Here is a 20,154-nt window from a genome sequence, read left to right on the forward strand (position 1 = left end):
CGCCCACCTCACCGAGGCGGGAGGTACGAGCGTACACGTCAGGCATGTACGGTCGTACGCGTGACGTCCTCGAACCACCCGGCGCCTGCCGCGTCGTCGGCGCCCTCGCCCGCCGACCGGCGGGCGCGCACCGCCGTGTCCGCGCTGTTCCTCACCAACGGTGCGCTGTTCGCCAACATCCTGCCCAGGTACCCCGAGATCAAGACCGACCTCGGGCTGGGCGACGCCGCCTACGGACTCGCTGTCGCCGCCTTCCCGGCCGGCGCGCTGGTCTCCGGGCTCGCGGCCGCCGCACTCATCCGGCGCTTCGGCTCGGGGCGGGTCGCCGTCGTCGGGACGATCCTCACGAGCCTGGGCATCCTCGGCGCGGGGCTCGCCCCGACGGCGGCCCTCTTCGCGCTCGGGCTGTTCCTCGGCGGGGCGATGGACGCGATCACCGACGTCGCGCAGAACGCACACGCCCTGCGGGTCCAGCGCAGCTTCGGGCGATCGATCATCCACTCCTTCCACGCCGTGTGGTCGGCAGGCGCGGTCCTCGGTGGGTCGATGGCCGCCGGCGCGATCGCGCTCGAGGTGCCGGTCGCGCTGCACCTGGCGATCTCCGCGGTGATCTTCGGCGCGGTGTCCCTGTGGGCGCTGCGGCGGACGTTGCCCGGACGGGACGACCCGGTCGACGAGGAGGCCGTGGCCGGCGCCGCAGAGATGCGGCGGTCCTTCGGCGGGGTCTCGCCGCGGACGATCGCGATCCTCGTCGCCCTGGTGCTCATCGCGGTCGCGGGCGCCGTCGTCGAGGACGCGGGCAGCTCGTGGGCCACGCTCTACCTCTCGGACTCGCTCGGCGCGGCCGGGCCGGTGGCGGCGCTGGGGTTCGTCTCGCTGGTCGGCGCCCAGTTCGTCGGGCGGATTCTGGGCGACCGGTTCGTCGACCGGTTCGGGCAGCGAAGCGTCGCCCGGGCCGGCGCCGTCCTCGCCGGCGGCGGAATGGCGCTGGCCCTGGCCTTCCCCTCTGTCCCCGGCACGATCGCCGGGTTCGCGGCGGCGGGATTCGGCGTGGCCACCCTGGTCCCGGCTGCGATGGACGAGGCCGACCGGCTGCCCGGGCTGCGGCACGGCACGGGGCTGACCGTCGTCTCCTGGCTCATGCGGATCGGCTCGCTCGTAGCGCCGCCGGTGGTGGGGCAGATCGCCGAGGCCACCTCGCTGCGCCTCGGCCTGCTCGCGGTCCCGGTCGTCATGCTCGTGGTGCTGCTGCTCGCCGGTGCGCTCAGCGGCAGGGAGCGGCAGGCCGCAGTGCGGTGACAGTGGCCGGTGACTGCGGGGGTCCGCCGAGCGGTGACGGCGGTCGGTGATGGTGGGCGAGGGAGCCGCGCGAAACACCTTGGCGCCGACCCGCCGGTGCCGCACGCTGGGGCGATGAGCACGCCCGCGCGCCTGTCCATCGTCACGCTCGGGGTCGCCGACCTCGCCCGGTCCGTCGCCTTCTACCGGGCGCTGGGCTGGGAGCAGCGCGGCGACCAGGACACCATCACCTGGTTCCGCACCGCGGACAGCTGGCTCGGGCTGTTCGGGCACGCGGACCTCGCCGCCGACGTCGGAATGCCCGCCGACGCGGCCCCCGCGTTCCGGGGCGTCACCCTGGCCATCAACACCGGCACCGAGCAAGAGGTCGACGCGGCGCTCGCTCACGCCGTCGCCTCCGGTGCCCGCCTGGTGAAGCCTGCCGAACGGGTCGAGTGGGGCGGCTACTCTGGCTACTTCGCCGATCCCGACGGCCACCTGTGGGAGGTCGCCCACAACCCGTTCTTCCCGGTCGACGAGGACGGGCGGATCGAGATCGCCTGATCGGCGTCCTCGGACGCGGTGCGGGGGTCGGTGTCGTTGCCGGACACGGTTGCGGCGTCGACCGTCGATTCCGCCCCCGGCGTGTCCGCCGTCGTCGTCGCGCCCTGTGCCTCCTCGACCCCCGAATGCGGCCCCGTCGGCGCCACCCGGGCCAGCACGGCCGCGATCCCCGTCGTCACCGGGATGGCGAGCACGAGGCCGATCGAGGAGACGAGCGTGCGCACCACCTCCTCGGCGATCTCGGCGCTCATGAGGGTGTCGACGACGGGGCGCTGGACCAGGCTGGCGAGCATGAGCAGCGGCAGCGCGGTGCCGACGTAGGCGAAGGCGAGCGTGTAGACGGTCGAGGCGATGTGGTCGCGGCCGATGCGCATGCCCTGGCCGAAGAGTCGCCGCCTCGAGCTGCGCGGGTCGGCGACCGACAGCTCCCACACCGCGGAGGCCTGGGTGATGGTGACATCGTTGAGGGCGCCGAGCCCCGCGACGACGATCCCGCACAGCAGCAGGTCGCTCAACGAGAGCCCGGCCACCTGCTGCTGCAGCATGATCCCGTTCTCGCTCGAGCCCGTGAGGTTCGCCGAGTCCGTGCCCCACATCGCCAGCAGGACCGTCACCGCCAGTCCGACGAAGGTGCCGAGCAACGCCGTCGTCGTGCGGATCGAGACCCCGTGGGCCAGGTAGACCGCGAGAAACATCATCGCCGAGGAGCCCACGAGTGCGACGAGCACCGGTGAGGTTCCCGCCATGAGCGCGGGCAGCATGAAGAAGGCGACCACGGCGAGCGAGGCCAGCAGACCGCCGACCGCCGCGAGTCCCTTCCACCGGGCGACGGCGAGCACCGCCACGAGGTAGATCGCGGCGAGCGAGCCGACGGGCACGGTGCGCTCGAAGTCCCAGAAGGTGTAGAGGGTGCCGGTGCCGATCGCCTCGGGCACGTACAGCAGCTGGATCTCGTCGCCCTCGTCGATCTCGCTCGCCACCGACGGGTGGGGGGAGGCGACCCGGGTCTCGAGGCCCTCGTTGGTGCCCGACGTGAGGCGGGCGACGATCATCGACTCGTAGGGGTCGTCGAGGTCGGGCGGCTCGACGACGACGGCCGGGACCAGGTGCGACTCGTCCTCGACGAGGGTGACCGAGCCGACGGCGCTCTCCCCGCGCGGCCACAGGGCGAGCAGGCCGACGACGGTGGCGACGAGCAGCGGGGCGACGAGGCAGGTGAGCAGGACGCGCACGCGCCGGGTCGTGACGGCCGGGAGCCGGACGGGGCCGTGGGAGTGGGACACGGCCTCCATGGTCGTGCAGGCCGGGGTGTGGGCCGGACCGGCGCGCCGAGGTCAGCCCGTGGTGGCTCCGCGCAGCAGGCGCACCGCCTTCGGGCCGACGCCGTGCAGCGCGAGGAGCTCGGCGTCGGTCATCGACCCGACCTGCGCCAGCGTGGTGATCCCGGCGCCGGCGAGGGCGCGCGTGGCCGGTCGGCCGATCGAGGCGGGCAGGTCGCCGACCTCGCCGGGCTCGGCGCTCGCGGCGGCGCGGCTGCGCTCGGCGAGGTCGGCCGGGGCGGCGTGCAGCCAGGCGCGGTGGACCCAGTAGTTGAGGCCCTGGCCGCCGACGTTGGCGATCGGCACCCGTACGCCGTCGTCGAGGACCTCGGCGCCGTCGTGCTGCGCGGCCATGTCGGCGGCCTCGGCGGCGGGCAGGCGCAGCCGGAGCAGGCCGTCGTCGAGCCAGGCGATGGGGACGCCCTCGACGGAGTACGACGCCCCCTCGGTGCGGACGCCCGGGTGGCCTTCGGCCGTCCTGCGTAGCTGTGCGGCGGTGGTCATGCGGGTCACGCTCCCACAGTCCGTGGCGGTGCGTCGCGGGCGACGTGCATCGCCTGGGCGACGAGCACCCCCTGGAGGGGGAGGCGCAGGTAGACGGCGGCCCGTGCGAGCGGTGGGCGCCGGCGCCACAGGTACGCCATCCGGATGTTCGCCGGGAAGACACCGACGAACAGGCCGGCCGCGGCGAGCCCGCCGAGCCGGCGCGTGCGCGGGACGGCGAGGAGACCCGCGACCCCGAGCTCGGCGACCCCCGACACCTGGGTCCAGACCCGGGCGGGTCCGGGGAGCTGGGGCGGGACGATCGCGTCGAAGGACCTCGGCGCGACGAGGTGCGCGACGCCGGCCCCGGCCAGCAGCGTCGTGAGGAACCCGGCGGTGTGGCGGCTCATGCGGGCACGGTACGCGCCGGGTGGGCCGTGCCGGCGTTCGCCCAACGGCACGCTGGCGCCCGGCAGGCTGCCGCCCTGTCCGTCGGTCAGATCGAGTACCGCTCCTCGGTGGACATGTCGACGAGCTCCTCGACGGGCCACTGCCGCGAGGTGAGTCCCTGTTCGTGGGCGTACCGCAGGAAGGTGTCGAGGACGTGCCGGTTCTCCCGCACGCCGTAGCTCCAGTAGTCCGGCCCGAGCAGGGCGACGGTCCGGTCGAGCTCGGCCGCGAGCCAGGGGAGCGCGATGAGCAGCGCCGAGCGGTAGCGCAGGTCCTCCATCGCGGCGTCGCGGGCGGCGAGGCACGCGTCCACCAGCGAGGTGGCCACCCACGGGTGCCGCTCGAGGATCTTGCGGCGTACCACGAGCACGTGCATGATCGGGAAGATCCCCGTCGTCCGGAAGTAGTCGGCCTCGACCGCCGGTGCGTCAGGGAACAGCGGCGTGACGAGCCCCTCCGCCAGCGCCCCGGGATCGTGCGCGGTCAGCAGGCCGTCGATCGCGCCCGCGCGCAGCAGGTCGGTGAGCGACCGGTCGGGCGGGGCCGGGTCGAGGCAGACCCGCGCGGGCAGGTCGAGCGGGATCTTCTCGGTCCGACCGGGTGACTCGGCGCCGCCGGTGACCCAGGTGATGGAGTCGAGGTCGACGCCGTGGTGCTCACCGAGGATCCCGCGCTGCCATACGGGGGCCGTCATCTGGTACTCGGGCACCCCGACCCGCCGCCCGTCCAGCTCCTCGGGGGAGGTGATGCGGGCGCCCGTGCGCACGTAGATGTTCTGGTGGCGGAAGTACCGCGAGGGATAGACGGGCAGGGCGACGAAGCGATCGTCTCCACGCTCGCGCGCGAGCGTGTACGAGGACAGCGACATCTCGCTGACGTCGAACTCCGCGCGGGCGAGCTGGCGGAAGAAGACGTCCTCGACCGGGAGGGACAACATGGTGAGGTCGATCCCGTCCGGCCGGACGCGGCCCTCCCGGAGGGCGGCGAACCGGTCGCACCGGGTGGCGGCGAAGGAGAGCTGGAGCCGCGTCATGGCAGCAGGGTGTCGAGGTCGGGCTGCTCGCTGAGCGTGCCGTACGCGACGGCTTGCTCGGCGAGGAGCTCGGCGGCCTCGCGGCTCATCTCGGGGACGAACCGCGGCAGCACCATCCGTTCGAGGACGTCCTCGTCGATCTCGGTGTACGTGCCGGTGATGCGCCGGACCTCGTCGGGGTTCTCCTCGGAGAACTCCAGCGAACGGTTCGTCGCTCGGGTGAAGGCCTCCACCAGCTCGGGGTCGGACTCGATGAGCGTCGCCGAGGTGAACACGCACGAGACGTCGAGGTCGGGGTGCATCTCCGCGAAGGGCCAGGAGACGACTCGGGCACCCATGTCGAGCGCCTCGGTGACGAAGGGCTCGACGGCCCACACGGCGTCGACCTGGCCCGTCTCCAGCGCAGCCGGCGCCTCGGGGAACGGGACCTCGACGAAGTCGATCGACGAGGGGTCGCCGCCGTCGCGCTCGACGGCCGTGCGGATGATCGTGTCGCCGATGTTGTTGAGCGTGTTGACCGAGACGTTCGCCCCCTCCAGGTCGGCCGGGGTCTCGATGGGCGAGTCGGGCATGACGAGCACGGCGGAGAAGTCGGGGTCGCCCTGGGCGGTGTTGGCGTTGGCGATGCACCTGATGTCCAGGCCCTGCTCGGCTGCGACCATCGCGGACAGCAGGTTGCCGCGGCCGAACTCGTGCTCGCCCGAGACGACGGAGGGGATGACGGCCGCGCCGCCGGCGGCGGACTCGATCGTCAGTTCGATCCCCTCCTCCTCGTAGAAGCCCTGGTCGAGGCCGAGGTGCAGCGGTGCCGAGTCGACGATGGGCTGCGTCGAGATCGTCACGGGGGTCAGGCCGTCCTCGTCGCCGGAGCTGTCTCCGTTGTCCCCGCCCCCGCCGCATGCGGCGAGAAGGAGGGTGCCCGAGGCGATGAGGCCGGCTACGGCGCGGCGTCGGTTCGTGGTCATGTCATGTCCTTGTGCGGGTGGCGGGTGGCGGGTGGCGGGTAGAGGCGGGCCGGTGCCGAGGAGCGGCAGACCGGTCAGCGAACGAGGGATGGGCGGAAGTTCGCGCGCAGCGCGCGATCAGGTCGTGACCTGCGCGGACCACACGTCCCACGCCCGGCGGGCCTGCCCGCCGATGGACGTGGTCGCGGTGGCGGCCTCGGCCTCGGTGAGCGAGATGGGCGTGCCGAGCGGCAACGAGGCGAGCAGCACGGAGGCGTTGATCTCGGCGTACACGGCGCGGAAGGTGACCTCGGGAACCGAGGTGCCGACCGCCGTCGAGCCATGCCCACGCATGAGGACGAGTGATCGGTCCCCGAGCGCGGCTGCAAGGGCGCTGCCCCGCTCGCGGTCGGTGACGAGGAGATCGGTCCCGTCGGCGATCGCGGAGCGCTGGTCGTACACCGGGACCTCGGTGCCGAGGAACCCGGCCATGTGCATGACGGGGGTGAACGGCACGCCGGTGAGACCGAACGGCAGGATCGACGACGAGTGCGAGTGCACCACCGCGGTCACGTCCGGTCTGGCGCGATAGATCTCGGCGTGGATGTGGCTCTCGAGGTACGGGGGCCGGTCGTCGTCGATCGTGCCGTCGAGGTGGTGGACCTGCAGGTCGTCCGCGGTGACCCGGCCGGGCGCCAGGTTGCGGGCGAGGAGGAACGTGCTGTCTGTCAGACGTGCCGAGACGTGGCCGAACGCGTCGAGGACGGTCTGCTGGACGAGGATCCGGTTGGCGAGAGCGACCTGTTCCCGCAGCTCGTCCTCGGTGATCGTGCTGTGCATGGTGCTCCTTCGGTGGATCCACGTCGTCGTGTGGTGGGGACGCTAGGACCGGCACCGGCGCGCGGCCAAGGAGCACGTTCTTCCTGGCAGAATCTGCAGCATGGTCGACGGCGGGAGCGGCGAGATGCCTCGTGGAGAGCACCACGGCGAGGCGCACCACGTCCCTGCGTACCCCGTCGCCGCCGCCACGCGCACTCTCCGGGCGCTCGAGCTGCTTGCCGCGTCGGGGTCGGTGTCCGTCGCCGAGCTCCGTGAGTCGCTGGGCGTCGGAGCCTCGACCGCCCACCGCCTCCTGTCGATGCTCGTCTTCCACGGATATGCCGTGCACCGGTCCGACCGGCGCTACGCGCAGGGGCCGGCGCTCGCCGCGCTCGCGCGTGGCACCGTTCTCGGCCGGGAGACGCCCGAGCCGATCCGGACCGCCATGACGACGATCGCGTCCCGCTGCGGTGAGACGGTCCACGTCGGTTCGCTCATCGGTTCAGACATCCTCTACACCGATGCGATCGACTCGCCCGCCGTGCTGCGCGTGACCACGAGGGTGGGCATCCGGCAACCCGCGCACGGCACCTCCCTGGGACGGGCGCTGCTGTCCGGTCTCGACGGGGAGGATCTCGACGCGATGTACCCCGGGCACCAGCTCCCGGTGCTGGAGCGAGGCGGACGGTACTCGCGCGCGGAGCTCGACGGGCTGCTCGCGGAGGTCCGCGAGCGGGGCTGGGCGGAGAACCACGGCGACGTCGAGGAGGGCGTGACCTCGGTGGCGGTCGCCGTCGGTGGGTCGGCGGAACGCGTCGGGCTGTCGATCTCCGGTCCGAGCACGCGGATGCCACCCGAGCGGGTGGCCGACCTTGCCGAGGTGCTCGCCGACGAGTGCGTGAGCCTCCGGCGCGCGCTCGGCTCGGTCGACACTGTCGTTGCCCCGGGCGACGGGGGCTCCTAGGTTCCGGGGATGACCCTGGTCCTGCAGTCGGCGTCGCCCGAACGGTTCAGCCGTCTCGACGGCGACCCGGACGCCGATCTCGAGCGCATCGGCGCGCTGATCGCGGCGGGCCGGGTCCGCCGGGAGCATCTGCTGGTGGTCGCCGACGAGGGGACGTCGGACGACGGGAGCGCCGAGGAGCGCAGCAACGCCACGGACGCCGGTCGCGCCTGCCTCATGACGCTCGAGGACGGCACCCGGCTCGCGCAGGCGTTCCGCGTGGACCCCGACCGCACGGATCCTTCCGAGGTCTACCGGCTCCTGCTCGACGGCATCGCCGGTCTCGCCTCCGCCGAGGGGGCGGGTCGGGTGCACACGACCGTCGTCGAGGAGCTGGAGCCCGCCGCCGAGGCCAAGCACGCCGGCCTGGTGGCCGCAGGCTGGGAGGTCGACTCCGAGCGGCTCGAGCTCGGCACGGTGCCGAGCGCCGGTCCGCGTGACCCGCGCGTGGTCGAGGTCGACCCGCAGGACCCGGCGGTGCTGGATGTCATCGCCCAGGCCATGGCGGACAGCCTCGACGACTACGACCGTGAGCAGGTCGCCGTCCTCGGCGCTCTCGCCGCGGCTGCCGCCTACCGGGACATGCTGGTCGGCGGCAGCAGGGTGACTGTCCCGTGGTTCGGCCATCGGGGCGAGCGAGGGCTCGACGGCGTGGCGGCGACCGAGGGCTTCGACACCGACTGGTCCCTGGGCTACCTGGGGGTGGTCCCGTCGGCGCGGCGCCGAGGCGTCGGTCGGGCGCTCGCCTCCGCGATGATCTCGGCGACCGCGGCGGCGGGTGTGCCGCTCGTGACGGCGAGCGTCGCCGTCGGCAACGTGCCGGTGCGGCGCACGCTGGACGGGCTCGGCCTCACGGTGCGCTCACGCCGCACCGACCACGTCCGCCTCCTGGACGGCGGCCGCGGGCGGCTGGTGAGCGGCCAGGTCGAGGCGGGCGACGGCGTCGGGCCGGAAACCACGGACGACGAGCCAGACACCGGGCGACCCCTCCCAGGCGGCGATCGGTAGGGCAGCCACTCCCGCAAGGACGGAGATCTGGTCGCCGACACCGGCGATGGTCGCGACCGCCGAGGCGAGCAGGTGGGGAGCGCCGACCCGCCCGAGCGTGGGGATGATGCGCGGGACGAGCCCGGAGGCGTACAGCGCGGAGCCGAGGCACAGGGCGTTGACCGCCGGGATGAGTCCGGGTCCGACGCGGAACGCCCAGTCGTGCATCGCCACGAGCGTGGTGTGGGCCCCGGCGACAGCTCCCGGCTCGAGACCGTCCGTCCCGCGGAGGGTGACGATCGACAGCAGGCTGAGCACGCCGACGAGGATGAGGGCCGCCTCGATGACGCGGGCGGCGAGGAACCCGAGCGCGGCGGTCTCGCTCTGGCGGCGGACCACCGGCAGGAGGACCACCCGCGGTGCCGATGCAGGCGGCGGCGAGGACGATCTCCGAGACGGCGCCCCACAGGGGGAGGGCGGCCGAGCCGGCACCGGCGACGAACTCCGGCGCGAGGGCGGCTGCCTTGAGGGCGACGGCGGGGATGGAGGCGACGAACGTCAGCAGGTAGAGGGAACCTGCGAGGAGCACGGTGCGACGGTGCGGGGGCATGGGCTTCTCCCGGGAGTGGGTGTACGGCGTACACCCGGTGCTCGCAGCCTAGGTGTACGGTGTAGACCCGTCAATCGGGAACCCGTGCGAGAGGAGGGGGCGAGGTGCGTGTGCCGCTGACCCGTGACCGTGTCGTCGATGCTGCCGTCGCGCATGCCGACGTCGAGGGGGTCGACTCGCTGAGCATGCGCTCGCTCGCCCCGGACCTTGGCGTGACGCCGATGGCCATCTACAAGCACGTCGCCGGCAAGGAGGACCTGCTCGACGCCATGATCGACCGGCTCGTCGAGGGCATCGGGGCGTCGGGTCGTGCGGGTGAAGTTGGTGCTGAGGGCGAGGCGACGGGGTCGTCGCCGCGAACCGGTAGGGGCGCGACGTCGAGCGAGGGGGAGGGGCGTGCCGACTGGCGGGCGCGGTTCCGTGCCCGCGTGCTGGCCGCGCGGGCGGCGCTGCTCGATCACCCGTGGGCGCCCCAGGTCATCGAGTCGCGGTCGAGCGCCTCGCCGACGGTGCTCGCGCATATGGACGCCCTCATGGGCGACCTGCTTGATGGCGGACTGTCGGCCGACCTCGTGCATCACGCGATGCACGTCGTCGGCAGCCGGATGTGGGGGTTCACCCAGGAGGTCTTCCCGACGCCGAAGATCCCCGACGACCCCGAGGAGCGCGAGGCCTTCCTCGCGTCCGCGACCGAGCGGTTCCCGCACATCATGGCGATCTCGGCGGCGGCCGCCCATGACGCGCGGACCGCCGTCGGGTGCGACGACCAGTTCGAGTTCGAGCTGGCCCTGGACCTCATCCTCGATGGCGTCGAGCGGATGCACCTCGCGGGCTGGAGCTCGGCGGGGTGCGCCGGGGAACGTGCGGCGGAGCCCGTGAGGGAGTGAGGTGCCGGGTTGGTGCCCTGGGTGCCGATCCGCTCTTCTCCATGACTCTCCGTGAATCCCTTCAGCCATCCGTGCTGTCGCTGAAGGTCGTCCACACCCCTTGTGGTCGAACGGGTGTTCGAGTATGATCGATCAAGACGGCATCGACGGGGGTGGGGACAGTGACGACGGGCATCGGCGTCGAGGGCGAGTCCTCGGTCCTGGAGACCTGGCTCTCGTCCCTGATCGAGGAGTGGCTGCGCTCGCAGGCTGAGCACGCCACCGTGCCCGAGAGTGCCGGTGCTCCGGACGGGCTCGTGGATTCCGACGGCGAACCTCCGGCCGACCCGCATGCGGCGGCTGATCGAGCCGGAGACGCGGGCAAGAGCGGCGACGAGGCACTCGACGACGAGGCCGCGCGCCTCGACGGAGCTGACCTCACTGAAGGGCTGGCGGCACTGCTGGGATCCGCGGCGGCGCTCGAGGACGCGGACTGGTTCTCCCTCGCCGGGAACGCCGCGCACGAGGCTCTCGACGCCCTCGACAACGTGGCGCGCCGCGTCGCCGCCGCCCGCGCCACGGTGCTCACCAGCATCGAGGGGGACGGGTCCTGGGCGCTCACCGGGCAACGGACGCTGCGCACGTGGGTGCGCGACCGGACCTCGACGACGCTCGATGCCGCCGGACGTGACCTCCGGTGGTCGAGGGCGATGCGCCACGACCTGCCGCTCACCGGGGAGGCGCTCGCCGCGGGAGAGATCTCGACCGAGCACGTCGGTCTGCTGGTGCGTAAGGCCTGTTCTACCGAGCGACTGCGCATGCAGCTCCGGGACGAGGAGATGGGTGAGCGGTTCCTCGTCGAGAAGGCGCGCGAGATGCACGCCGACGACTTCCGGAAGGTCGTTGCGGCCTGGGCGGTCCGGGCCGACCCCGACGGTGCGAACCGTGCCTGGCGTGAGGCGGACGAGGCCGAGGAGCTCACGGTGGCCATGACCACCGACGGCTGTCACGTCGCCGGCTGGCTCGACGAGGCCTCTGGTCTTGTCGTCAACGCGGCGCTCGACGCCCACATGGGACGCAAGGGCGCCGACGACCGCCGGACACCGGCACAACGGCGCGCAGCCGCCCTGGTCTCGCTCGCCCACCAGTCGCTCGACTCGGGCCTGCAGGGCGGATCGGCGCGTGTTCGTCCCCACCTCTCGGTCACGGTGTCGTACGAGACGTTGCAGGCACTGGCGGATGCGACCGGTTCGGTGGTGCCGCACCCTGACCACGAGCGCGCTGCCGCCCGGCTCGACATCAATGGCGGCCCGGTCAACACCGACCCCACGAACATGCGGCCCGGAGAGGTGCGGCAGTTCGCCGCCCCGGTCCCGCCGCTCACCCCGCGATCGACGCTGACTGCGCCCGGCGGACCGCGGTCCCCGGAGCGCGACCGGTACGCCTCGAGTCCTCTCGATGCCGGGGCCGGTGCTGGTGCCGGTGTTGTCGGCGGAGCTTCGACCGGTGCCGCCTTTGGGTTGCGCGCCGGGGTCCCTGGTCCGGTGGACGGGACAGACAGGACGGTCGGCACCGACCATCTGCGCCCCGAGGCGTCCTCACCTACCTGGAGCCGGGGTGACGACCACGTCATCTCCACGACGCTCGACCCCGAGTTGCTCGTGGGGGTGGAGCCGGCGACGTTCGCGGACGGGCGGCCGCTCGCCCCCGCGCTCCTGTCGCGCCTCGCCTGCAGCTCGATGCTCGCCCGGGTGGTGTTCGGTCCCGATTCCACGGTGCTCGACGCCGGACGCGAGCAGCGGATCTACCCCGCACACATGGCGCGCGCGATCCATGCGCGGGACCGGCACTGCCAGTACCCGGTGTGTGACGAGCCGCCGCAGTTCGGCGAGATCCACCATTCGCTGCAGTGGTACCGGGACCAGGGTCCGACGGACGTCGAGCACGGCATCCTGCTGTGCTGGCACCACCACGACCTCGTGCACGCCCGTGGCATCACCATCCTCCGGCGGCGAGGGCAGTGGGAGTTCTTCGCCGAGACCGGCCAGCACATCGGTACCGACGGCAGCGGATCCGCGCGGGAGTTCGAACCACCACCGGGGCGACCACCCGACAGCCCCGCCACCTCCGAGATGGCGGGCAGTTCCGGCGACCCCGGAGGACACGGTGGACCCAGGGGAAGTGATGCCTCCGGGAGAAGCGTGGACCCTGGCGGGTTCGGCGATCCCGGCAGCCCTGCGTCGGGTGCCCTCGGCGAGCCCGGCGGGTCCGACGACGCCGGCAGCCCTGCGTCGGGTGCCCTCGGCGAACCCACCTAGGCTGGCGCGCGTGCGGGACAACTCCTACGGGCGGCTGCAGGTGGTGGCCGGCCCCATGTTCGCCGGCAAGTCCGAGGAGCTCATGCGTCGTGTGCGGCGGGCCCGGCTCGCCGGACTGGACGTGGTGGTGGTCAACCACGCTCTCGACGTCCGGCACAGCGCAGCATCGGTGACGTCCCACGACGGCCTGTCGATCGGGTCGATCTCGGCGAGCGACCCCGCCGCGCTGCTCGACGCCGTCGGCGAGAGCTCCCCTGACCTCCTCGCCGTCGACGAGGCGCAGTTCTTCGGCCCGGCGTTGGTTCCCGCGCTGGAGGCCGTGCTGCGGCGTGGGACGAGCGTCGTCGTGGCGGGCCTCAGCGTCACCTTCGACGGCCGTCCCTTCGAGCCGGTGCCCACCCTCATGGCGCTCGCCGAGGAGGTCACCCGCCTGACCGCCGTGTGCTCCGTCTGCGGTGCGGACGCCGTCTTCCACCAGCGCCGCCCGGCACCGCCCGCCGGTTACGCCAGGACCGACGCCCTCGTCGGCTCACCGGCCCACGTCGGCGGTACCGAGTCCTACGTGGCGCTGTGCCGCCGGCACTTCACCCCCGAGGCGCCCGAGTAGGCTCGCGGGCATGCCGTTGCCCCTCGCCGACCTCATCGACGCGGTCCACCGGCGCTACCCGCCGGGCACGGCCGAGTCCTGGGACGCGGTCGGACTGGTGGCGGGCGACCCCGCCGCGCACGTCCGCCGCGTCCACCTCGCCGTCGACCCGACGGAGGAGGTCGTCGACGAGGCACTTGCCCTCGGCGCCGACCTGCTCTGGGTCCACCACCCCCTCTACCTCCGGGGCACGACCACCGTCGCGGCCACCGACCCCAAGGGAAGGCTGATCCACCGCCTCGTCACCGGCGGCTGCGCCCTGCTCACCTCGCACACCAACGCCGACATCGCCGTCGACGGCGTCTCGCACGCCCTCGCCGACCTCCTCGGCCTGATCCACCAGCGCCCGCTCGTGCCCACCGCCGACGCAGCCACCACCGCCGACGCTGCTACCAGCAAGAACGCGCCGGCCACCCTGGTGATCCACGTCCCGCGCACCGCCACCACCGCCGTGCTCGACGCCCTCGCGGCCGCCGGCGCCGGGCGGCAGGGCGACTACGAGCGGGCCGCCTTCACCTCACCGGGCACCGGGACGTTCCGCCCCCTCGACGGCGCCCACCCCACGATCGGAGCGGTGGGGACCACCGAGGTCGTCGACGAGGACCGGCTCGAGATCCTCGTCCCCGCCGGCACCGAGCAGGCGGTCCTCGCGGCCCTGCGAGCCGCCCACCCCTACGAGGAGCCCTCCTACGCCCTGCTGCGCCATTCCGAGCCCGCGCAGTCCGCGACCCCGTCCGTGCATCCCTCGACCGGGCACGGCCGCGTCGGCGAGCTGCCCGCGCCCCTCAGCCTGGAGGACTTCGCCCGCCTCGCCGCCGACCGCCTCCCGCGCACGCCTGCGGGCCTCACCGTCGGCGGTGACCTCGCGGCCACGGTGCGCACCGTCGCCGTCTCCGGCGGCTCGGGCGACGCCTTCCTCGCCGACGCGCGCCGCGCCGGCGCCGACGTCTACCTCACCGCCGATCTGCGCCACCACCCCGCCTCCGAGCACCTTGCCGGCGGGACGCCCGCACTGGTGAGCGCCACGCACTGGGCGACCGAACGCCCCTGGCTCGACGTCGCCGCCCGCGTGCTGCGCGAGGACGCCGTACGCCTCGACCCGACCTCGGGCACCGCTCTCGACGTCACGGTCTCCGACCTCGTCACCGACCCGTGGGCCGCGCGTGTGCACGCCGCCGCCCCGACCGCCCCACCCGAAGGGAACTGACGTGCCTACCGCACCACTCGTCGACCAGCTCCGGCTGCTCGACCTCCAGGACCTCGACACCGCGATCGCGCGGCTCGGCCACGAGCGCCGGTCGCTGCCCGTCCTCGCCCAGATCGCCGAGCTCAGCGGCCGGGCGGACGACCTGCGCGACGAGCTGGTCCTGGCCACCTCCGCCGCCGGCGACGCCCGCCGAGCCCTGACGAAGGCGGAGGCCGACGTCGAGCAGGTCCGCTCTCGTGCGGCGCGCAACCAGGAGCGCCTCGACTCCGGCGAGGGACTCTCGCGCGAGCTCCTCGCTCTGCAGGAGGAGATCGAGCACCTGGCCGGTCGCCAGGCCGCCCTGGAGGAGACCGAGCTCGAGGCGATGGAGAACGCCGAGCAGGCCGACGAGCGCGTGAGCGCGCTCCAGGCCCAGTCCGCCTCGGTGGCCACCGACCTGGAGAGCCTGGGCGCCGAGCGGGACGCCGCCTTCACCCGGATCGACGCCGACCTCGAGGCGCGCACCGCCGAGCGCGACGAGCTCGCCGCGACGCTGCCCGCCGCGCTCCTCGACGAGTACGAGGCCGCCCGCCGCCAGACCGGAGGACTCGGGGCCGTCGCGGTGCGCGGCCACCGGGCCGAGGGTGTCGCCGTCGACTTCACGCTGGCCGAGCAGTCCCGGATCGACACCGCGGCCGAGGACGAGATCCTCGTCAGCGAGGACCACGGGTTCATCCTCGTGCGGACGGGGGACCGTCGATGAGCCGCCGGCTGGTCATCCACACCGACGGCGGCGCCCGCGGCAACCCCGGCCCCGCCGGCTACGGCAGCGTCGTCACCGACGCCGATACAGGCGAACGTCTCGCCACCCGCAGCGGATACCTGGGGGAGACGACGAACAACGTCGCCGAGTACACCGCCCTGGTCGAGGGGCTGCGCGCCGCCGCACGGATCGAGCCCGAGGCCCAGGTCGAGGTGCGCGCCGACTCCAAGCTCGTCGTCGAGCAGATGTCGGGCCGCTGGAAGATCAAGCACGAGGACATGCGCCGGCTCGCCCTCGAGGCCCGCGACGCCTTTCCCACGCACCGCGTGACCTACACCTGGATCCCGCGCGCGAAGAACGCCGATGCCGACGCCCTGGCCAACAAGGCCATGGACTCGCGCGCCGACTCCGCCACCGACGAGTGGCTCACCAGCCTCGCCGAGGCCGCCGAGCTCGGCTCGGAGTCCGACGACGTCTGGCCAGGGCCGGGTGACCCGGGCGCCGACGGCCCATCCGACGCCGGCTCGTCCGACGACCCGGCCGACGCCTCAGCAGCACGCGCAGACGCGCCGCCGGCGCTCTTCGACGTCGCCGAGCCGGCACCGCGCGACGAGCCGGGTGCCACGACGTCGGGCGCGCGCCCGACGCCGAACGACAGCACACCGGACGACAGCGCACCGGCCGCCCGCCCGCGGACCGGCGACGCCACGCGCGTGTACCTCGTCCGGCACGGCGTCACCGAGTGGACCCTCCAGAGCCGCGAGTGCGGTTCGGACACGCCCGGCCCGGACCTCACCGAGCTCGGTCGACGGCAGGCGGCGAACGCCGGGACGCTCCTGTCGCGGCTGGTCGAGGGGGACGTCGCCGACCTCGGGCAGGCCGAGCTGCGCGTCTCGCCGATCATCCGCACCCGCCAGAGCGCGGAGGAGCTCGCACGGACGTCCGGCCTGCGCGCCGAGCCGATCCTCGACGACCGCCTCCGGGAGATCGAGCTCGGCGAGTGGCACGGACTGACCGGCGCCGAGATCGACGCCGGCTGGGAGGGCGGCTGGCAGCGGTGGTACCGCGACGTCGACGTCGCCGCGCCCGGCGGTGAGTCGCACCGCCAGGTCGCGGCCCGCGTCGCTCAGGTGCTCCGGGAGGTCATGGGCTCCGAGCGCCGCACGGTGGTGCTCGTCGCGCACGCCGTCGTCGTGCGGACCGCCGTGGCACTCGTCGCCGGCATCGAGCCGGGCGCCTGGGGCCGCGTCCGCGTGCGGCCCGGCTCGGTGACGATGCTCGGCGTGAGCGGCGTCGACGCCCAGGGCCGCTTCGAGGGCCAGGTCAACTACGTCGGTGCGCCCTCGGAGGGGGTCGGCGCCGCCGGCTGACCCGTGACCCTCACCGCCGGCCCGAACGGCACGGCACCCACTGCTCCGGATCCCGGCACGGGTGCATCGCCGGACGTGCCGGGTCGTCGTCCACCTCGGGATTGACGCTGAGCAACCCGTACCCGTACAGGGTGGCGCCGCGGCGCGCCCACTGCTCGAGGCGGCTGCGCGTGCGCTCGTCGTCGTGGAGCCACCAGACCTCGGGGGCGTCCCCGACGAGCACCCGCAGCTCCAGCGGGCCCGGTCCGACCGGCCCGCCTGCCGGCGTCGGGAGGCGGTCCCGTGCCACGGCGCTGTAGGAGACCAGCCGGACGTCCGTGCCGGTCGTCGTCGCGGCCAGCCTGGCCTGGATGTGATGGGGCTGGTGGCCGGCGCGGTACAGGCCGCACCGCGTGTCGGTGGCCGAGGCGTGCTCGCTCATGAGGGGCTCCTGGATGTTCGCGACTTCCCGCGACGCTCCGCCGCGGGCGGATCTTCCTCCGGGGGCACCGTGCGCGAGGCGCGGTTGCCAGGCGACCGGCCGGAGGGCTTCTGGTCGCGCTTCGTGATCCACCGATAAGGCTACGGGCAACCTCCGACATCGACGCCGACCGGCACGGCCCTACGGCAGCTGGACCACCAGCGGCCGTAGGCCGGCCCGGACCTACGGCCGCTGCACCAGCACCAGGGTGAGCGCGTGCGCCGCACCCGCGCGCGCCGGCGGCGCCAGCTCGACGTCGCTCAGCGTCCAGGTGGTGCGCTCGACACCCTTGCGCGGCGCCGCAGCAGCCTCGCGTACCGTCCCGACCAGCTCGCCCGCCGCGGTCCGCAGCGAGTCCGCGTCGTCCGGCGCCGCCCCCGTGCGCCGGAGCAGGTGCCCGACGAGGAGTCCGCGGAAGTACTTGGCGTCGTGGGAGACCACCGACCGGGTCGTGCCACGGACGGTGACCGCGCCGACCTCCACGCGCTCCGCCGTCGGGGGCACCTTCCACAGCGAGCGGTACCCGCCCGAACGGCCGTCGACGACGAGCTCGCCGTCGACCCGCGCGTCCATCGCGTCCGCCAGCGCCCCGCGCCACAGCGGGGGCAGCGCGCCGACGTCGGGCAGGGTGGCCGACGGGCCGAGCCGGTAGGCCGGGATGCGGTCGGCGGGGGAGAGCGCGCCGAAGGCACCGGACATGATGAGGACGTCACGCTCGGCCCGCTCGTGCGCCGGCCCCTCGAGCTCGGCGAGGCCCGCACGGTCGAACAGGACACCGGTGAACACCTGGTCCGCCCGGCCCGCGGGCAGCGAGAAGAGCTCGCGCTGAGCGGCGACCTCGGCAGCCGCGCCGGCCGGGGCGCGCAGCACCTCGAGGGCGTCGGGGCGGCCGCTCAGCCCGACCAACGAGGTCAGCACCCGACGCCGGACATCGGTCAGCGTCGGGAGCGAGAGGGAGCCCAGGTCCAGGGGGTCTCCGGAGGTCGGTGCGGTCTTGCCTTCGGAGGGAGGGAGCAGCACGAGCACCACGGGAGGGTAGCCGCCGAGGTCACGCTCCACGGGTGCTGTCCGCCCGGTAGACTGGTGCGCTGCGGAAGAGTCGGCCGGGCGGCCGCGTCACCCGGTCACCGGGTGCCGAGGAACGTCCGGGCTCCGCAGGGCAAGGTGGTGGGTAACGCCCACCCGGGGTGACCCGCGGGACAGTGCCACAGAGAACAGACCGCCCCGCAAGGGGTAAGGGTGAAACGGTGGGGTAAGAGCCCACCAGCGCCGCGGGTGACCGTGGCGGCTCGGCAAACCCCACCTGGAGCAAGACCAGACAGCAGGCGTTCGAGGGCGGCCCGTCCGATGCCTGCGGGTAGGTCGCTGGAGGCGTGCGGCAACGCACGTCGTAGATGGATGGTCGCCACCGACGGCTCGGCCGTCGGGACAGAACCCGGCGTACAGGCCGACTCTTCCGCCCCGCAGGGTCCCTGCGTCAGGGGGCGAGCACGTAACCGTTGGAGGAGTGGTTGACGGCGACCACCCAGTGCCCGCCGTCGATGACGTCCTCCGGCAGGCACAGGATGAGGTTGCCCTCGGCCTCCTGCCCGGCCGAGATCGGGGCGGTGTTGAACAGGTCGTCGGGCGCGAGGGCGGACGTCGCCCCATACACGTCGCCGGAATCCGTGAGCCAGTAGACCAGGGTCGAGGCGAACGGCTGGAACGGCTCGCTGCTCGTCGTCGAGACCCGCACACGCTGGGTGACGTACACGTACCCCTCGGGCGGGGGCGGGTTGCCCGGGTTCTCGGCGAGCACCGCCTCGGTGGCGTCCCACTCGGTCTCCCCGACGAGCTGGATCTCGACCCCGTCGCCGCTGTCGTCCATCGTCCACTGCATGATCGAGCGCCGACCGAAGGTGTCGGTGTTGACCAGCTCGAGGTCCGCCTCGGTGCCGAGCGGCTCGGTGTTCGTCGGCGTGCCGTCGGGGCCGGTGTGCGCGGCGGTGTCGACCCCCGCGGGGAAGGTGTCCAGGGGGCCGAGCCCGGCGAGGTCCTCGACGGCGTCGGTGCCCTCCGAGGGGCCCTCCTCGGGCAGGTCACCGGGCCCGGTCGGCCCCTCCTCGGAGCCCCCGGCCTGCTGGTCGCCGCCCTGCGGCTCACCCCCGGGTCCCGGCGGCGGCTCGACGTCGAACTTGCCCGGGCCCTCGGTCTCCGGGTCGACGGGCGGTTCCCGCAGCACGAACGCCCACACCGCGACGGCGACGAGGGCCACGCACGACGACGCCGCCACGGCGGTCGGTGCCGGGCGGGTGTACCAGGGGCCGGGGTCCGTCTGAGGCGCCGAGGTCGGGTGGTACGCCTGGTGCACGTGGGGCGAGGAGGCCGAGACCGCGGGGGACCAGGCGGTGGCCGGAGCAGCGGCGGACATCCCGGACGGGGCGTGGGCGGGGCTGCCTGCCGTGGCCGTGGGTGAGGGCGCCCCGTACGCGTAGCCGGGCGCTGGTGCGTACGTCGACGCGTGCGGTGGTGCGTGGCTGGGCGAGTGCGCGCCCTGTGGTGCGGGGCTGGGTGAGTGCGCGCCCGGTGGTGCAGGCGAGGACGCCGTCACGGGGACGGCGGGGGACCAGGCGTGCGTCGACGGGTGCTGCTCGTGCGCCGCGGTCGGGCTCCAGGGGCTCGTGCTGAGGTCACCGGAGCCGGTGTCCTGGTGGTCGGCGCCCCGGTGGCCGGCGCCCTGCAGCGCGCTGCCCTGCTGAGCGTCGGCCCGCTGCGCACGATCTCGTTGCGGGGACCAGGCCTGCGTCTCGGCCGGTTCGGGGGAGGCCCCAGAGGTGCGGCGCAGGCTGCGGCGTCGGGTCGCCTCGAGATGGTCCGGCTCCTCGGGCGAGGGGCACACCGGGTCGACGATCCACAGCTGCCAGCCGTCGGGTATCGGCGCCCAGCGCGGGTCCGGGCGCCAACCGATCGGCGGCGTGAAGCCCTCGGGCACGTCCCAGCCCGGTGGAGGGTTGAACCGCGGCACGCGGTCCTCCTCTCTCTCGACCGGGAGCTCGGGACGACGCGCCCGGGTGCG

General features: G+C 73.8%; 19 protein-coding genes, 1 other RNA gene and 1 riboswitch. Of the genes, 10 read left to right on the plus strand and 10 right to left on the minus strand.

The genetic code is table 11. The features are described 5' to 3' along the window. Positions 1 to 60: 60 nt before the first annotated feature. Together AC3D3D_RS00240 and AC3D3D_RS00245 are read left to right on the plus strand one after the other, a co-directional pair. On the plus strand, positions 61 to 1,299 hold the full coding sequence (locus AC3D3D_RS00240; protein WP_463661587.1) for an MFS transporter: 1,239 nt from the start codon (positions 61 to 63) through the stop codon (positions 1,297 to 1,299). Positions 1,300 to 1,413: 114 nt separating this feature from the next. After that, positions 1,414 to 1,842 carry a VOC family protein gene (locus AC3D3D_RS00245; protein ID WP_463661586.1) on the plus strand — a complete coding sequence of 143 codons (429 nt, stop codon included), beginning with the start codon at positions 1,414 to 1,416 and terminating at the stop codon, positions 1,840 to 1,842. On the opposite strand, the gene AC3D3D_RS00250 is transcribed toward AC3D3D_RS00245, so the two are convergent. The 6 genes from AC3D3D_RS00250 to AC3D3D_RS00275 all read right to left on the minus strand — a co-directional run bounded on the left by AC3D3D_RS00250 (position 1,752) and on the right by AC3D3D_RS00275 (position 6,911). Further along, positions 1,752 to 3,134 carry a YibE/F family protein gene (locus tag AC3D3D_RS00250; RefSeq protein WP_463661585.1) on the minus strand — a complete coding sequence of 461 codons (1,383 nt, stop codon included), beginning with the start codon at positions 3,132 to 3,134 and terminating at the stop codon, positions 1,752 to 1,754. The genes AC3D3D_RS00245 and AC3D3D_RS00250 overlap by 91 nt on opposite strands. Before the next feature lie 42 nt (positions 3,135 to 3,176). Further along, positions 3,177 to 3,665: a helix-hairpin-helix domain-containing protein gene (locus AC3D3D_RS00255; protein ID WP_463661584.1), complete on the minus strand. Its 489-nt coding sequence runs from the start codon at positions 3,663 to 3,665 to the stop codon at positions 3,177 to 3,179. A 5-nt stretch (positions 3,666 to 3,670) separates the two neighbouring features. Then, complete coding sequence (locus tag AC3D3D_RS00260) at positions 3,671 to 4,054, minus strand: DoxX family protein (RefSeq protein ID WP_463661583.1); 384 nt, start codon at positions 4,052 to 4,054, stop codon at positions 3,671 to 3,673. An 86-nt stretch (positions 4,055 to 4,140) separates the two neighbouring features. Next, the gene (locus AC3D3D_RS00265) at positions 4,141 to 5,127 is read right to left on the minus strand and encodes a substrate-binding domain-containing protein (protein ID WP_463661582.1); all 987 of its coding nucleotides are present in this window, start codon (positions 5,125 to 5,127) and stop codon (positions 4,141 to 4,143) included. Beyond that, a complete protein-coding gene (locus tag AC3D3D_RS00270) occupies positions 5,124 to 6,092 on the minus strand; it encodes an ABC transporter substrate-binding protein (RefSeq protein WP_463661581.1) in 969 nt (322 codons plus the stop codon). Before AC3D3D_RS00270 ends, AC3D3D_RS00265 begins: the two co-directional genes overlap by 4 nt. 117 nt (positions 6,093 to 6,209) lie before the next feature. After that, positions 6,210 to 6,911 (minus strand): class II aldolase/adducin family protein, encoded by a 702-nt coding sequence (locus tag AC3D3D_RS00275; RefSeq protein ID WP_463661580.1) that lies wholly within the window; start codon positions 6,909 to 6,911, stop codon positions 6,210 to 6,212. Between the two features lie 100 nt (positions 6,912 to 7,011). Between AC3D3D_RS00275 and AC3D3D_RS00280 the strand changes: the two genes are divergently transcribed. Further along, positions 7,012 to 7,854 (plus strand): IclR family transcriptional regulator, encoded by an 843-nt coding sequence (locus AC3D3D_RS00280; protein ID WP_463661579.1) that lies wholly within the window; start codon positions 7,012 to 7,014, stop codon positions 7,852 to 7,854. A gap of 900 nt (positions 7,855 to 8,754) precedes the next feature. On the opposite strand, the gene AC3D3D_RS00285 is transcribed toward AC3D3D_RS00280, so the two are convergent. Continuing rightward, positions 8,755 to 9,294, minus strand: a complete 540-nt coding sequence (locus AC3D3D_RS00285) for a DUF4386 domain-containing protein (protein WP_463661578.1) — start codon at positions 9,292 to 9,294, stop codon at positions 8,755 to 8,757. 300 nt (positions 9,295 to 9,594) lie between these two features. On the opposite strand from AC3D3D_RS00285, the gene AC3D3D_RS00290 reads away from it, so the two are divergent. The 6 genes from AC3D3D_RS00290 to AC3D3D_RS00315 all read left to right on the plus strand — a co-directional run bounded on the left by AC3D3D_RS00290 (position 9,595) and on the right by AC3D3D_RS00315 (position 16,639). Continuing rightward, the gene (locus AC3D3D_RS00290) at positions 9,595 to 10,377 is read left to right on the plus strand and encodes a TetR/AcrR family transcriptional regulator (RefSeq protein ID WP_463661577.1); all 783 of its coding nucleotides are present in this window, start codon (positions 9,595 to 9,597) and stop codon (positions 10,375 to 10,377) included. A gap of 161 nt (positions 10,378 to 10,538) precedes the next feature. Then, complete coding sequence (locus AC3D3D_RS00295; protein WP_463661576.1) at positions 10,539 to 12,674, plus strand: HNH endonuclease signature motif containing protein; 2,136 nt, start codon at positions 10,539 to 10,541, stop codon at positions 12,672 to 12,674. A 10-nt stretch (positions 12,675 to 12,684) separates the two neighbouring features. Further along, the gene (locus AC3D3D_RS00300; RefSeq protein ID WP_463661575.1) at positions 12,685 to 13,281 is read left to right on the plus strand and encodes a thymidine kinase; all 597 of its coding nucleotides are present in this window, start codon (positions 12,685 to 12,687) and stop codon (positions 13,279 to 13,281) included. A 10-nt stretch (positions 13,282 to 13,291) separates the two neighbouring features. Beyond that, entirely contained in the window at positions 13,292 to 14,527 is a 1,236-nt protein-coding gene (locus AC3D3D_RS00305; RefSeq protein WP_463661574.1) for a Nif3-like dinuclear metal center hexameric protein, read from the plus strand. A gap of 1 nt (position 14,528) precedes the next feature. Beyond that, positions 14,529 to 15,269 carry a zinc ribbon domain-containing protein gene (locus AC3D3D_RS00310; protein ID WP_463661573.1) on the plus strand — a complete coding sequence of 247 codons (741 nt, stop codon included), beginning with the start codon at positions 14,529 to 14,531 and terminating at the stop codon, positions 15,267 to 15,269. Continuing rightward, positions 15,266 to 16,639: a histidine phosphatase family protein gene (locus AC3D3D_RS00315; RefSeq protein WP_463661572.1), complete on the plus strand. Its 1,374-nt coding sequence runs from the start codon at positions 15,266 to 15,268 to the stop codon at positions 16,637 to 16,639. Before AC3D3D_RS00310 ends, AC3D3D_RS00315 begins: the two co-directional genes overlap by 4 nt. A 10-nt stretch (positions 16,640 to 16,649) precedes the next feature. Here the strand turns inward: AC3D3D_RS00315 and AC3D3D_RS00320 are convergent, their stop codons facing one another. Both AC3D3D_RS00320 and AC3D3D_RS00325 read right to left on the minus strand, forming a co-directional pair. Further along, the gene (locus tag AC3D3D_RS00320; RefSeq protein WP_463661571.1) at positions 16,650 to 17,060 is read right to left on the minus strand and encodes a hypothetical protein; all 411 of its coding nucleotides are present in this window, start codon (positions 17,058 to 17,060) and stop codon (positions 16,650 to 16,652) included. Between the two features lie 15 nt (positions 17,061 to 17,075). Then, positions 17,076 to 17,189: riboswitch (SAM riboswitch) on the minus strand. Positions 17,190 to 17,282: 93 nt separating this feature from the next. Beyond that, positions 17,283 to 18,125, minus strand: a complete 843-nt coding sequence (locus tag AC3D3D_RS00325) for a YaaA family protein (RefSeq protein ID WP_463661570.1) — start codon at positions 18,123 to 18,125, stop codon at positions 17,283 to 17,285. A gap of 69 nt (positions 18,126 to 18,194) precedes the next feature. On the opposite strand from AC3D3D_RS00325, the gene rnpB reads away from it, so the two are divergent. Continuing rightward, positions 18,195 to 18,558: RNase P RNA component class A (gene rnpB / locus AC3D3D_RS00330), an RNA gene on the plus strand. An 18-nt stretch (positions 18,559 to 18,576) separates the two neighbouring features. Here rnpB and AC3D3D_RS00335 read toward each other — a convergent pair. Beyond that, positions 18,577 to 20,103 carry a hypothetical protein gene (locus AC3D3D_RS00335; protein WP_463661569.1) on the minus strand — a complete coding sequence of 509 codons (1,527 nt, stop codon included), beginning with the start codon at positions 20,101 to 20,103 and terminating at the stop codon, positions 18,577 to 18,579. Positions 20,104 to 20,154 lie beyond the last annotated feature (51 nt).

The organism is Georgenia sp. X1117 (genome assembly GCF_057784635.1).